We start from the raw sequence: 13,007 nt of genomic DNA on the forward strand, positions 1-13,007 counted from the left end.
GATAAACGCAAAGCTGGAAATTGGTAGCGCAAGCCAAGTGTATTTAGAAGTTTCCAAAATGACGGCGCAAGCGCGGGTGAAATTGTGCGCCTAACATACAATCCAAACCAGCCTTAGCGTTACACTACGCGGCAATTATTCCATGCCTGAGAATCGCCATGACTCACCCATTTTATGCTGATCTGGTTGAACGTATTGAAGACGTTCGCCAACAAGGCTTGTACAAATCAGAACGAGCCATTGTTACCGCCCAAGACGCCGATATTACGGTTGCGTCGGGTGACGAGGTTATTAACCTGTGCGCCAATAATTATTTAGGGTTGGCGAATCATCCCGAACTTATTGCTGCCGCGAAACAAGGGCTTGATCACTACGGGTTTGGCATGGCGTCGGTCCGTTTTATTTGCGGCACACAAGATCAGCACAAAGCACTGGAAAGCGAGTTAGCCGAATTCCTTGGTATGGAGGATGTCATTCTTTATTCCTCTTGCTTTGATGCGAACGCTGGCTTGTTCGAAACCTTGTTGAGCGCTGACGATGCGATTATTTCTGATGCGCTTAATCATGCGTCCATTATCGATGGCGTGCGGTTGTGCAAAGCCAAGCGATTCCGATATCAAAATAATGATATGGCGGATTTAGAGCAGCAGTTGATTGCGGCCGATAAGGCCGGCGCGCGTTTCAAGCTCATTGCAACTGATGGCGTATTCTCGATGGACGGCGTAATTGCCAACCTGCCGGGCATCTGTGATTTGGCAGACAAATACAATGCATTGGTTATGGTCGACGACAGCCACGCAGTGGGATTTGTGGGTGAGCATGGCCGTGGTAGCCACGAATTTCACAACGTGATGGACCGCATCGACATTCTGACCGGCACCTTGGGTAAAGCCATGGGTGGCGCGTCTGGTGGCTATACCGCGGCCAAAAAAGAAGTGGTTGATTGGTTGCGCCAGCGCTCTCGTCCTTATTTGTTTTCCAATTCATTAGCGCCAGCAATTGTTAGTGCATCGCGCCGAGTGCTGACGTTATTACAACAAGGCGATGCGCTGCGTCAGCGCTTGCTCGATAACAGTCAATACTTCCGTCAACGTATGAGTGACGCCGGCTTTAGTCTGGCTGGCGCCGACCACGCCATCATTCCTGTGATGTTGGGTGATGCCAAAGTGGCCGCTGAAATGGCTGAACGCATGATGCAGCGTGGTATCTACGTGGTGGGTTTTTCATTCCCAGTGGTACCGCAAAACCAAGCCCGTATTCGCACTCAAATGTCTGCTGCACATACGCAAGCACAGCTCGACCATGCCATTAATGCCTTTATTGAGGTCGGCAGAGAGTTAGGAGTGATTTCATGATCGACGGCTTGCCTAAAACCATGAAAGCATTAGCCAAACTTAAGGCTGAGCCGGGTATTTGGATGACCGAAGTGCCGGTGCCGGAGTTAGGCCACAATGATCTACTCATCAAAGTCCATAAAACCGCTATTTGTGGAACCGATCTGCATATTTATAAATGGGATGAATGGTCGCAAAAAACCATTCCGGTACCAATGGTCGTGGGTCATGAATATGCCGGCGAAGTGGTCGCAATTGGACAGGAAGTACGTGGTTTTACTATTGGCGATCGCGTTTCTGGCGAGGGCCACATCACTTGTGGTCATTGCCGAAATTGTCGCGCGGGCCGACGCCATTTGTGTCGCAACACGACCGGTGTTGGCGTAAATCGGCCAGGGAGTTTTGCTGAATACTTGGTGATCCCGGCTTATAACGCATTTAAGTTGGCCGACGATATTAGTGACGATTTAGCCTCCATATTTGACCCCTTTGGCAACGCGGTGCACACCGCGTTATCGTTTGATTTAGTGGGTGAAGATGTACTCATTACCGGCGCTGGGCCCATTGGTATTATGGCGGCTGCGGTTGCTCGCCATTGCGGCGCGCGCCACGTGGTGATCACCGATGTTAATAATTACCGCTTAGCGCTTGCTCGTAAAATGGGGGCAACCCGAGCCGTTAATGTTGCCGAACAGTCGCTTGATGAGGTGATGCGCCAGCTAGGCATGAGTGAAGGCTTTGACGTGGGGCTAGAAATGTCTGGTGTTCCGGCTGCCTTTGCTGATTTGCTGGACAAAATGAATCACGGCGGCAAAGTGGCGCTGCTTGGGATCCCGCCATCAACCATGGCCATCGACTGGAATCAGGTTATTTTTAAAGGATTGATCATCAAAGGTATTTATGGCCGAGAAATGTTTGAAACCTGGTACAAAATGGCGAGTTTAGTGCAATCAGGGTTAGACCTAACCCCCATGTTGACCCACCATTACCCGGTTGAGCAGTTTCAACAAGGTTTTGATGCCATGCTCAGCGGTCAGTGCGGCAAAGTCGTGTTGGACTGGACGTCATCGAATTAGCACACAACTGTCATTCCGTTGTAGTGAAGGTTAATTACTGTGGCTGTGCTTGTAGTAATTATCCTTGACGGGGAGTTAGCGCGATGGAAATTTGCCCTGAGTGTGATGGTGCGGGCAGCTTAGTGCTGGTTGGTGCCAATGGCCACCAATCATATCGAGAAGCCTATACTTGCACGTTGTGTGGTGGTAGCGGCAGCGTGGCATCGACTCAATCACTCATGAAATCAAATCTAGGTCGCTCAGACAGCAAATTCTGGGAAGTCCTAAGAGCAACTGATTGAAGCATGACTTTGCAGTCACAATAGACTGACTGCTCAAGGCTGATACAATGGCAACTTATTGAACTAGGAGCCGTTGATGTCAGCCTTTTCTCGTATTTCCCCAGCCGATGCCCATGCCATGATGGCAAGTGGCGCGATTCAAATTGCCGATATTCGCGATCCAGCTGCGTTTGCTAAAGGTCGAATGAATGGTGCCTTACGACTCGATAACACCAATGTGGCCGAATTGGTGCTGCATGGCGAGTTCGAGCAGCCATTGATTGTTTGTTGCTACCACGGCATTTCTAGTCAGCCTGCCGCTGAGTATTTAGCGCAACAAGGGTTTGAGCAAGTTTATAGCTTAGATGGCGGTTTTGAAGCGTGGTCTCAGCAATTTCCCAATGATGTAGAGGTTGATGCTTGATGCAGCTCGGCCGTTTAACAGATGCCAGATTGGCACAGGCTTTCGTTGATTACATGGCAGTGCAGGGCATGCCTTGTGAGATCCGAGAAGATGGCCACTATTTCTCCATTGATGTTGTTCATAGCGAGCAATTAGATGCCGCACGCCGCGAATTCCAACAGTTTGCTGAGCAGCCGAACCACCCCAAATATCGTTCGGCTTCTTGGCAGCGCGCGGATCGCAGTGGTGCTCAGTTTGATTACGGCAGTAGTGGTACGCCAATCTTGCATCAAATCTGGCTTCATGCTGGGCCGTTAACCTTAGTGATCCTTGGGGCTTGTTTGGTACTTGGTTTGCTAAGCCAGATAGGCTTTGCATCCACCATCTTTGGCGCGTTGCATTTTCCGGCGCCATTTGTCGAACAGTGGATGCAAATTTGGCGGATGTTTACCCCCGCGTTAATGCACTTTGCCATGGTGCACCTGCTATTCAACGTTGTTTGGTGGTGGTATCTCGGCGGGCGTATTGAGCGGGTGGTTGGCACGCCTAAATTGCTTGAGCTGCTGCTTATCGGTGCCTTGTTCTCTAACACCTTGCAGGGCTTTTTGGTTGATGCCAACTTTCTTGGACTGAGCGGTGTGGTGTATGCCTTACTGGGATATATCGCAGTGGTTCAGCGCAGCAAGCCAGAGCTTGCGATGCCGCCCGCTTATATCGGCTTCATGCTATTTTGGTTAGCGCTTGGTTTTGCTGGTGTGCTAGGGCAACAGGTTGCCAACTATGCGCATTTAGGTGGCTTGTTGGTTGGCGCTGCGCAAGGCTGGCTTGATGCTCGAAAATCCCATCGATAGGCCTGGCATCCGTTCAATACATTAAAAAAACCGGCTAATTGCCGGTTTTTTTATTAAGCGAGAATAAACAAGAGGCTTAATGATAAAGGTATTTGGTAAACAGTATATCGGCCGCTAATGGCTGGCCTGTTTCCTGTGTTAACAGCTCGTTGATTGTGGTCAAACAAAGGCGGCGGATCTCTTCACGGCCGGCCAAGGATTTGATTTTATCTTCTGGCTGACGGCCAAAAACTTCAACCACAGCAGCTCGCAACAATGGCGCGTGATGCTCGACCAACTCAAGGTTATTGTTGCCCGCCACCATAATTTCCGCCGTTAGGCGAATGTAACCGAGGCTGGCCCCTTTGCGAATATAATTGGTGACGATATCAGGTTCAAATCCAAAGTAAGCGTAGTCGCCGGCTGGGTTAACAGCGGTTTCGGCAGAGGAAGCTTGGCTGAATAACAATCCGGCCAGCACTATTCCTGCCTTCCAGCTAGTCGAAAATGTTTTGAACATGGTGCCTGAGGTCTTTGCTGCGATAAGAGAGCCATAGTGTACTGAGTTGCTTTCGCTAATGCCACCAAACTTAGCGGGAATGATGATCCGATCGGCTAGGATAATGACAAAATTGTTGTGCTGTCGGACAGTTAACGGCCGGTTTTATTATCGAATGGCTTGCGGTGGATTTTTCGGGTCAATGACGATTGTCGACTGTGTTAGCATGATCGGGTGACAAAGTTAGTGAACGGAACCGATGAAAACTCAACAGTTAGGACGCGCCACGCCGCTATCATGGCGGGGCCTTTGGCGGCTGTGCCGACTCGACAAGCCGGTGGGCATTTTATTGTTGTTATGGCCAACCCTGTGGGCGCTAATTGACGCGTCACAAGGTAATGTTTGGAGTTGGCCGGCACTGGCGTTGATGCTCGGTGTAGTACTGATGCGTTCAGCGGGTTGTGTCATTAATGATTACGCTGATCGACACTGGGACGGTGACGTTGAGCGAACAAAATCACGGCCGTTAGTGACAGGTGAGGTTTCGCCACAACAAGCGTTAATCCTGTTCATTACACTTTGCGTGTGTGCCTTTGTATTGGTGCTGTCGCTGAATCAGCTAACCATTGCCTTGTCGGTTGTTGCGGCTGGTCTAGCAACGATTTACCCCTTCACTAAACGTATTACTCAGCTCCCCCAAATGGTCTTAGGTTTAGCGTTTAGCTGGGCTATTCCCATGGCTTATGCGGCGGTATTGGGTACTGTACCGATCCAAGCGTGGTGGTTATTTGCGGCTAATTTATGTTGGACGGTGGCTTACGATACTCAATATGCAATGGTTGATCGCGACGATGACGTGAAGGTTGGTATCAAGTCTACGGCAATTTTATTTGGCCAATTTGACCGGTTGGCGATCGCAATACTGCAGCTGCTGTTTTTAATATGTCTCATCGTGTTTGCTTGGATCACATTGGCTGAGCCGGTGTTGTTGTTCGGCTTGTTGTTAGCGGCAGGCATGTTTGTGCGTCAGGCAAAGATGATTCGACAACGCGAAAGGCAACAATGTTTTGCCGCCTTTCGCGCGAATAACTGGGTAGGTTTCGTGGTTGCGGCTGCAATGGCCGCGTCGGTATATTGGTCGCAGCTTTAGCTACGCGGTTGGAGCACCAATTGTTCGATACTTTTGTGGATATCGCTGGAGACTAAACCAGACACCAACTGATGGTAGCGGCCAAGCTGATCCTTGGCTTGCTCATCTTGATCCAGCATCCCCATCGTTTTCATCTTGGTGGTTAGCGTTGCGAACAGCTGCTTATCGAAGAATTCGGGTGCGTTAATACCATGCAGTCGGCCAAGTTGCTCAGCAATGGCTCGGCTTTCTGACTCGAGTGCGCTGCGCGATAAATCAGGCGTTTGCATCAACAACTCCAACACAACGCTATACCGTTGCATCGTTTCCCCAATGATGTTGGCTAACTGCTGCAATTGTAAGTGCTGTGCGCTGCGTTTATCACAGCAGGTAATGGCATCATGGTTAACTTCAATCAACTTCAATGTTTCGAAGGAAGCGATGATTTGCTCGATATAAGCAGCACGCCACTCGTCACATGGGTTGAGGAACAATTCCGCTTGCAGCAACGGAAATAGCGCTTCGATGTCCTGTACCAAGTCTTGTTTTGTTGCTGTGCCACGTTCCGTAATCATGGCGGCAATTAAACTGGGTACGACAAACAAGTGAATAATATTGTTACGGTAATAAGTCATGACCACCTGACCAAACGGATCGAGGCTGACGATATTGCCGAGCTTATCTTTGTCGACGGTGAACTTTTCAAGCTCTAGCGTCTGGCTCAACAAGGCTGGGCCATCTTCCTCGGGTACGGTCGTGTTGTCGTGGTAACGCGCTTGGCGAGACAGCTGAAGGCAAACTTCTAAAAATAGTGCCAGCGAACGTTCGCTCATGGCGCGATTGTCGTTACTCAAAATCGCCATGGCAGTGATGGTTAAGCCGTTAATTGCTGCGGCATTATTCACTTCAATCATTGAACGATTTGCGAGGCTTGATACCGCTTCGGACAACCACGGCGGCCGTTCATCGGCGCCGGTTTGTCGCCAGTCAGCTGCATGAGCGTTGAGATGATCATCAAGCGAAATTGGCGTACCAAAATTGACGTAACCCTGACCGTAATTGCGCAATTTACGCAGAATTTGCAGTGTTGCAAAAAAGCTCTCTTTTTCTTTTCGCTTGCCTTTGAGCTCTTTCAGGTAGGTGGTGACTTCCATGACGTGTTCATACCCGAGATAAATCGGTACCAACACAATGGGCCGACTTTGCGAACTGAGTTGGCTCTGCACTGTCATTGCTAACATGCCGGTTTTCGGCGTTAGTAAGCGGCCCGTCCGGCTACGGCCACCTTCGCTAAAGTATTCGACCGGAAAACCTTCTTTAATCAGCCAGCTCAAATACTCGCGAAATACAGTGGAGTAGAGCTTGTTACCGCGGAACGAACGACGAATGAAAAACGCGCCGCCTCGACGGAAAATAGGTCCAGCAGGCCAGAAGTTTAAGTTGATACCGGCAGCAATGTGCGGGGGCACCAGGCCTTGTTGGTAAATGACATAGCTCAGCAGCAGGTAATCCATGTGACTGCGGTGACATGGCACATACACAATCTCTTTACCGGACTCGGCAAGTTGACGCACTTGCTCAATGTTGTTGACGTTGATGCCTCGGTAAAGGCGATTCCAAAGCCAAGTCATAAAGCGATCGAGCACCACAACTAAGGAATTCGAGTAAGTCGCAGCAATTTCTTCCATGTACTCCTGCGCGTTTTTGCGCAAAGAATCTTGCTTGGCAGGATCGGCGTCGGTGATTTGGCGAATCGCTTCGTTGCGCGACAACTCTTTGAACATCCGCTGTTTATTCGGTAGGCGAGGGCCGGTCGCCGCTAACCGTTGGCGATAAAAGTGAGCGCGAGCCACGCGGGTAATACGGTGAACACTGGTTTCATCATCGCCATAGCGATTAACGAATTCGCGAATGGAAACCGGGGGCGCAAAGCGAATAAAGTGATCGCGACCTAAAAACACCACCATCCAAATTTTACGAAACCAACTGGGAGTCGGGTTGTCGGCAAACCAAGTGGCAAGCGAGCCTTTAGTTTTTTCTGGGCTGCGGCCCCAAAAATGAGTGATGGGCAGTAACTGAGTATCTTGTTGTGGGTCTTGTTGATGCGCCGACAACAACGACTGAATTGCTAATCGTAATTTCCCTGCATGACCCCGTTGGAAGCGGTGGCCATGAACATAAAGAACACGGCAGTTGTCATCGTAAGGAGAAGGTAAACCAAGTTCCTTTGCTGTTTTTGCCAAGGTCAGGGTGTCAATGGCACTGGAGTGTTCGAGCACATAGACCACCGGTTTATCGGCAACAGCCGCCACTTCTTCGGAGCTTACCGCACGCGAACGGACGAATAGTTTAAGAGACCACTTTATTAGGTGAGACAACAACTTGGAGTGATGGATCATGATATTCAGAAAAGGATTGCAGGCGCCAATGGCGGAGTATAACAAACACAACTGAGAAATGGATGAAAGCTTTTACTTGCGATCACTAAGGTACTGTATTACTGTACAGTGGTACTGTATGGATAAACAGGCAAGCAACGGGAAAGACAATGGCAACCACAACGCGACCTTTAACGCCCCGACAAGCTGAAATCTATCAGCTGATCAAAGATACCATCGAAGTGACCGGCATGCCGCCGACTCGCGCCGAAATCGCACGTCAGCTCGGCTTTAAAAGTCCGAATGCGGCTGAAGAACATTTAAAAGCGCTAGCACGCAAAGGGGTTATTGAGATCCTACCGGGCACATCACGAGGCATTCGCTTACTTCTAGAAGAAGCTGCCAACGATGAACAAGGCCTGCCTTTGATTGGACAGGTTGCTGCTGGCGAACCCATTCTGGCGCAAGAACATGTTGAATCGCATTATGCGGTGGATCCGAACCTATTTCGGCCACAAGCTGACTTCTTACTTCGTGTTAGTGGCGAAAGTATGAAGGACATAGGTATTTTAGATGGTGATTTGCTAGCCGTTCATAGTACTCAAGTTGCTCGAAATGGTCAGGTCGTCGTGGCCCGTGTGGAAGAAGATGTCACCGTTAAACGGCTCCAGCAAAACGGCCATAAAGTCCTACTTCTCGCAGAAAACCCTGAATTCGATCCCATTGAAGTTGATTTACGCCAACAGCAGTTCTCCATTGAAGGCTTGGCTGTTGGTGTGATCCGTAACGGAGAATGGTTATGAAACATGTCGTGCAAACCAAATTGAAACACCCTGGCGTATGGCAAGTAGCACCACTTGCCCAACCCAAAGTGTGTTTAAAAACAGGTAACGATTTACTTAATCAACAACTTAATGCCGGTGGTTGGCAGAGTGAAGTGATTTACGAAATGTCACCTAGCCATCAAAACCAATTGCTGAAAACCTTAGAGCCGGTCTTGAGTGAATTAAGTCAGGGTACCCAATGGCTGATTTTACTCAATCCACCTAAATCAGCGCTTGATGCATTGGCGGATATGGCTGGTGTGAACCAAGCACGCTTGCTAATCGTGCATGGCAAAGAAGACTTCGACAGCCTGTGGGCAGCAGAGCAAGCGTTGGCTAAAAATAATGCAGCTGGAATTTTGACTTGGGCAAAAGAGTTAACTGCGCGAGATATTAAACGATTAAAGTTGGCGGCTCGCGGTACGAATGCCTTGAGCTTTGTATTTCCACAAACTAGCGGGTTTGCAACGCTAGCGGATTGGCCGGCTATTACCGCTCATCAGTACGATAAAAATGCCACTAAAATTGACCTTCCTGTTAAAGAAAACAACCAGTTAGAAGGGCTACAGCACTGTTTACACTAATCTGGCTTTAATGCTTGCCCAGAGAGTTGTCGGGCAAGAGAGCTAGATCACTTTTCTAACAATTCATAAATTCAAAATAAAAACTTTGTTTTTGATCAATAAATAATCTAAAACTATTCAATTCAATAACTTGCTCCGTCAATTCATCTAGAGCCTTTGCTCTATCTCATTGAATCATAAATTAATTATCAATAATCTGCGTGCTTGATCGCTGGACTGTTGCCCTTCTATGCCTAATTCTAAATTTAGTGCGAGCCGAAACGCGGTAACAAGATAATGTTAGCCGTCTGCGTTTCCCTAAGGCATGCAATGCTGCATGTGACCTGGAGGACGCTAGGTGTATTTGGCAAAATTGGTAGTACCCTGTCTGACGTTACTTGCTAGTTTCGCAAGTAAAGCCAACGACATGCCCTTGAACTTGACCAAAGGGGTGACCGATATCAGCGATCGTGTGTATGACCTACACATGACCATCTTCTACATCTGTTGCATCATTGGTTTTCTTGTCTTCGGCGTGATGTTTTACTCCATCGTCCGGCATCGAAAATCTCGTGGCGTAAAACCCGCCAACTTTCACGAAAGCACCAAAATTGAATTACTGTGGACTGCTATCCCATTTGTCATTTTGATTGGCATGGCAATACCGGCTACCAATACCCTTATTGCGATGGAAAATTCTGATGATGCAGATTTAACCGTGCTCGTAACCGGTAGCCAATGGAAGTGGCATTACCGTTACCTCGAACATGATCTCGAATATTACAGTGTGCTTGCCACCCCTCGTCGCCAAATAGAAAACAAACTCGCTAAAGGCCAAAACTACTTACTTGAAGTAGACCGCCCGTTGGTTATCCCAACCAATACCAAAGTTAGATTTCTGATGACCTCTGATGACGTTATTCATTCGTGGTGGGTTCCTGAATTCGCCGTCAAAAAAGACGCCAACCCAGGTTTCATTAACGAAGCATGGACGAATGTCCCGACCGCAGGCATTTATCGCGGTCAATGTGCTGAGTTATGCGGGAAAGACCATGGCTTTATGCCGGTCGTTGTTATTGCCAAAGAGCCTGAAGAGTTTCAGTCATGGTTGGCATCGCAGCAAGCGGAGCAACAAGCAAAGCAAGCGGAAGAACAACGACTATTAGCCTTGCAAATGCCAAAAGACGAGTTAATGGATTTAGGTAAACGTACTTACGATCAATTTTGTGCCGCTTGCCACCAACCGAACGGACAGGGGCTGCCGGGTATGTTCCCCGCGCTCAAAGGGAGCGACATGGTGATGACGGATGCCGCTGCTCATATCGATATTGTGTTATACGGCAAAGCCGGAACTGCGATGGCCGGATTTGGCAAGCAGTTATCGCTGAAAGAATTAGCCGCCGTCGTTACCTACGAGCGTAACGCTTGGGGAAACGATACCGGTGAACTGATTCAAGCCGCTGATATTGAAGCCCGCCGAAAAGCAGCGATGTAAGGAAACAATTATGACGTCTATGACCGAGCAAAATGACATCGCAGCGCAGCAACATGACGAAACCAATGAACATCACCATTATGCCCCAAAGGGAATCATGCGTTGGCTGCTTACAACCAATCATAAAGACATTGGTACCCTCTATTTAATTTTCGCATTCACCATGTTTTTAGTCGGTGGTGCGATGGCAATGGTGATTCGAGCAGAATTATTCCAACCGGGCTTACAGTTAGTCGATCCGAATTTCTTCAACCAAATGACCACAGTCCACGGGCTGATTATGGTGTTTGGTGCGGTCATGCCTGCATTCACGGGGCTTGCCAATTGGATGATCCCGATGATGATTGGCGCGCCAGATATGGCACTGCCACGTATGAATAATTGGTCGTTTTGGATTCTACCTTTTGCCTTTGCAATATTGTTGGGCTCATTGTTTATGGAAGGAGGCGGGCCGGCGTTTGGTTGGACATTCTACGCGCCCCTTTCAACCACGTATTCATCGGACAGCACTGCGTTGTTCGTGTTTTCCGTCCACATCATGGGGATCTCCTCAATCATGGGGGCTATCAACGTGATTGTAACTATTGTCAATTTACGTGCCCCTGACATGAGTTGGATGAAATTACCGTTATTTGTGTGGACATGGCTAATCACCGCGTTTCTGCTAATTGCAGTGATGCCAGTGCTTGCTGGTGTGGTCACCATGGTGCTGACCGACAAATACTTTGGCACCAGTTTCTTTGATGCCGCTGGTGGTGGCGATCCCGTGATGTTCCAACACATCTTCTGGTTCTTTGGTCATCCAGAGGTGTACATCATGATTTTACCGTCGTTTGGCATTGTCTCGGCGATTATCCCTGCATTTGCCCGCAAGCCCTTGTTTGGTTACGCCTCTATGGTATATGCGACTGCGTCAATTGCCGGTCTGAGCTTTATTGTTTGGGCGCACCATATGTTCACTACCGGAATGCCATTGTTTGGTGAGCTGTTCTTCATGTATTGCACCATGCTCATTGCGGTACCAACCGGCGTGAAGGTGTTTAATTGGGTTGCCACCATGTGGCGCGGAGCAATGACTTTTGAAGTGCCCATGCTGTTTGCATTGGCATTTGTGGTGTTGTTTACCATTGGTGGATTTAGCGGCCTCATGCTCGCCATCACGCCGGTCGATTTTCAATACCACGACACCTATTTTGTTGTTGCACACTTCCACTACGTTTTGGTCACTGGGGCAATATTTTCTATTTATGCGGCCGCCTATTATTGGTTACCAAAATGGACCGGTCACATGTTTAATGAGTTCTGGGCCAAGATGCACTTTTGGTGTTCGCTAGTTTCGGTCAACGTGTTGTTTTTCCCAATGCATTTCTTAGGTCTGGCGGGCATGCCGCGCCGTATTCCGGACTATGCGTTGCAATTTGCCGACGTCAATCAAATTGTTTCCATCGGTGGCTTTGCATTTGGTCTTTCGCAGTTGTTGTTCGTGGTTGTGGTAGTAAAAGCTGCGCGCGGCGGCGAGAAGGCTGCGGCTAAACCGTGGGAGGGGGCCGAAGGATTAGAGTGGACTGTGCCGTCGCCCGCGCCTTATCACACCTTTGAAACGCCGCCAGCCGTCAAATGAATACGCCAACCGACCGCCAAACCCAGCACCAACAAGCCAACAAAAAACTTGTTGGTCGCTTGGTGCTGATTGTTGCGGCTATGTTCGGTTTTGGCTTTGCGATGGTGCCGTTATACGACGTGTTTTGCGACATCACTGGGCTGAACGGCAAGACCAATAGCGAAGCGGTGAGCACCGTTGCTGTTGATGCTGATTTGAGTCGTCAAGTTCGAGTGCAGTTCGTTACCCATAATGCCAAAGGTGTGGCTTGGCCGTTTCAGTCAAGCTTGCCAAGTATCAAGGTTCATCCTGGCGTCATGACGCAAGTCGAGTTTGTGGTAGAAAACCCGACTAATCGACCCGTCATCGCACAAGCGATTCCAAGTGTATCGCCAGGATTAGGCGCGCAGTACTTACGTAAGTTGGAGTGCTTCTGCTTTAACCAACAGCCACTGGCGCCGGGCGAGCGAAAGGTTATGCCGATGCAGTTCTATATTGCACCGGATATGCCAAATGACATTGGAACTTTGACCTTGGCCTACACACTGTACGACATCAGCAATCGTGGCGACCAGCCAGCGAATGCCCAAACGGCAGCGCCGTAAGAGGATGATGG

At 49.0% G+C, this 13,007-nt stretch carries 13 protein-coding genes; 11 read left to right on the forward strand and 2 right to left on the reverse strand.

Translation table 11 applies throughout. The features are described from left to right. The first annotated feature begins 158 nt into the window (after nucleotides 1-158). The 5 genes from K0504_RS09265 to glpG all read left to right on the forward strand — a co-directional run bounded on the left by K0504_RS09265 (nucleotide 159) and on the right by glpG (nucleotide 3,924). Nucleotides 159-1,355 carry a glycine C-acetyltransferase gene (locus tag K0504_RS09265; protein ID WP_220103905.1) on the forward strand — a complete coding sequence of 399 codons (1,197 nt, stop codon included), beginning with the start codon at nucleotides 159-161 and terminating at the stop codon, nucleotides 1,353-1,355. 20 nt (nucleotides 1,356-1,375) lie between these two features. Further along, entirely contained in the window at nucleotides 1,376-2,410 is a 1,035-nt protein-coding gene (gene tdh / locus K0504_RS09270) for an L-threonine 3-dehydrogenase (protein WP_220103953.1), read from the forward strand. Between the two features lie 83 nt (nucleotides 2,411-2,493). Further along, nucleotides 2,494-2,691, forward strand: a complete 198-nt coding sequence (locus K0504_RS09275; RefSeq protein ID WP_220103906.1) for a hypothetical protein — start codon at nucleotides 2,494-2,496, stop codon at nucleotides 2,689-2,691. A gap of 76 nt (nucleotides 2,692-2,767) precedes the next feature. After that, the gene (gene glpE, locus K0504_RS09280) at nucleotides 2,768-3,094 is read left to right on the forward strand and encodes a thiosulfate sulfurtransferase GlpE (RefSeq protein ID WP_220103907.1); all 327 of its coding nucleotides are present in this window, start codon (nucleotides 2,768-2,770) and stop codon (nucleotides 3,092-3,094) included. Further along, nucleotides 3,094-3,924: a rhomboid family intramembrane serine protease GlpG gene (gene glpG, locus K0504_RS09285; RefSeq protein WP_220103908.1), complete on the forward strand. Its 831-nt coding sequence runs from the start codon at nucleotides 3,094-3,096 to the stop codon at nucleotides 3,922-3,924. The genes glpE and glpG overlap by 1 nt, the downstream gene beginning before the upstream one ends. A gap of 76 nt (nucleotides 3,925-4,000) precedes the next feature. Here glpG and K0504_RS09290 read toward each other — a convergent pair whose 3' ends face one another. Next, nucleotides 4,001-4,423, reverse strand: a complete 423-nt coding sequence (locus tag K0504_RS09290; RefSeq protein WP_220103909.1) for a flagellar basal body-associated protein FliL — start codon at nucleotides 4,421-4,423, stop codon at nucleotides 4,001-4,003. Nucleotides 4,424-4,661: 238 nt separating this feature from the next. Between K0504_RS09290 and ubiA the strand changes: the two genes are divergently transcribed. Continuing rightward, nucleotides 4,662-5,552 carry a 4-hydroxybenzoate octaprenyltransferase gene (gene ubiA / locus K0504_RS09295; RefSeq protein ID WP_220103910.1) on the forward strand — a complete coding sequence of 297 codons (891 nt, stop codon included), beginning with the start codon at nucleotides 4,662-4,664 and terminating at the stop codon, nucleotides 5,550-5,552. On the opposite strand, the gene plsB is transcribed toward ubiA, so the two are convergent. Continuing rightward, nucleotides 5,549-7,930, reverse strand: a complete 2,382-nt coding sequence (gene plsB, locus K0504_RS09300; RefSeq protein WP_220103911.1) for a glycerol-3-phosphate 1-O-acyltransferase PlsB — start codon at nucleotides 7,928-7,930, stop codon at nucleotides 5,549-5,551. The two genes, ubiA and plsB, sit on opposite strands and share 4 nt — an antisense overlap. A 149-nt stretch (nucleotides 7,931-8,079) precedes the next feature. Between plsB and lexA the strand changes: the two genes are divergently transcribed. The 5 genes from lexA to K0504_RS09325 all read left to right on the forward strand — a co-directional run bounded on the left by lexA (nucleotide 8,080) and on the right by K0504_RS09325 (nucleotide 12,996). Beyond that, entirely contained in the window at nucleotides 8,080-8,712 is a 633-nt protein-coding gene (lexA, locus tag K0504_RS09305; protein ID WP_220103912.1) for a transcriptional repressor LexA, read from the forward strand. Further along, entirely contained in the window at nucleotides 8,709-9,317 is a 609-nt protein-coding gene (locus tag K0504_RS09310) for a SulA-like leucine-rich domain-containing protein (protein WP_220103913.1), read from the forward strand. Before lexA ends, K0504_RS09310 begins: the two co-directional genes overlap by 4 nt. Nucleotides 9,318-9,723: 406 nt before the next feature. Then, entirely contained in the window at nucleotides 9,724-10,791 is a 1,068-nt protein-coding gene (gene coxB / locus K0504_RS09315; protein WP_220103954.1) for a cytochrome c oxidase subunit II, read from the forward strand. A gap of 10 nt (nucleotides 10,792-10,801) precedes the next feature. After that, entirely contained in the window at nucleotides 10,802-12,412 is a 1,611-nt protein-coding gene (ctaD, locus tag K0504_RS09320; protein WP_220103914.1) for a cytochrome c oxidase subunit I, read from the forward strand. Continuing rightward, a complete protein-coding gene (locus K0504_RS09325; RefSeq protein ID WP_220103915.1) occupies nucleotides 12,409-12,996 on the forward strand; it encodes a cytochrome c oxidase assembly protein in 588 nt (195 codons plus the stop codon). The genes ctaD and K0504_RS09325 overlap by 4 nt, the downstream gene beginning before the upstream one ends. The last annotated feature ends 11 nt before the right edge of the window (nucleotides 12,997-13,007 follow it).

Source organism: Neiella holothuriorum (assembly GCF_019457915.1).
GTDB classification, from domain to species: domain Bacteria; phylum Pseudomonadota; class Gammaproteobacteria; order Enterobacterales; family Neiellaceae; genus Neiella; species Neiella holothuriorum.

What these genes read in the sequence shown, in the direction of transcription:
- lexA (WP_220103912.1), top strand. Translation starts at nt 8,080, where the DNA reads ATGGCAACCACAACGCGACCTTTAACGCCCCGACAAGCTGAAATCTAT.
- K0504_RS09275 (WP_220103906.1), top strand. Translation starts at nt 2,494, where the DNA reads ATGGAAATTTGCCCTGAGTGTGATGGTGCGGGCAGCTTAGTGCTGGTT.
- glpE (WP_220103907.1), top strand. Translation starts at nt 2,768, where the DNA reads ATGTCAGCCTTTTCTCGTATTTCCCCAGCCGATGCCCATGCCATGATG.
- plsB (WP_220103911.1), bottom strand. Translation starts at nt 7,930, where the DNA reads ATGATCCATCACTCCAAGTTGTTGTCTCACCTAATAAAGTGGTCTCTT.
- K0504_RS09310 (WP_220103913.1), top strand. Translation starts at nt 8,709, where the DNA reads ATGAAACATGTCGTGCAAACCAAATTGAAACACCCTGGCGTATGGCAA.
- K0504_RS09325 (WP_220103915.1), top strand. Translation starts at nt 12,409, where the DNA reads ATGAATACGCCAACCGACCGCCAAACCCAGCACCAACAAGCCAACAAA.
- ctaD (WP_220103914.1), top strand. Translation starts at nt 10,802, where the DNA reads ATGACGTCTATGACCGAGCAAAATGACATCGCAGCGCAGCAACATGAC.
- glpG (WP_220103908.1), top strand. Translation starts at nt 3,094, where the DNA reads ATGCAGCTCGGCCGTTTAACAGATGCCAGATTGGCACAGGCTTTCGTT.
- tdh (WP_220103953.1), top strand. Translation starts at nt 1,376, where the DNA reads ATGAAAGCATTAGCCAAACTTAAGGCTGAGCCGGGTATTTGGATGACC.
- ubiA (WP_220103910.1), top strand. Translation starts at nt 4,662, where the DNA reads ATGAAAACTCAACAGTTAGGACGCGCCACGCCGCTATCATGGCGGGGC.
- K0504_RS09290 (WP_220103909.1), bottom strand. Translation starts at nt 4,423, where the DNA reads ATGTTCAAAACATTTTCGACTAGCTGGAAGGCAGGAATAGTGCTGGCC.
- K0504_RS09265 (WP_220103905.1), top strand. Translation starts at nt 159, where the DNA reads ATGACTCACCCATTTTATGCTGATCTGGTTGAACGTATTGAAGACGTT.
- coxB (WP_220103954.1), top strand. Translation starts at nt 9,724, where the DNA reads ATGCCCTTGAACTTGACCAAAGGGGTGACCGATATCAGCGATCGTGTG.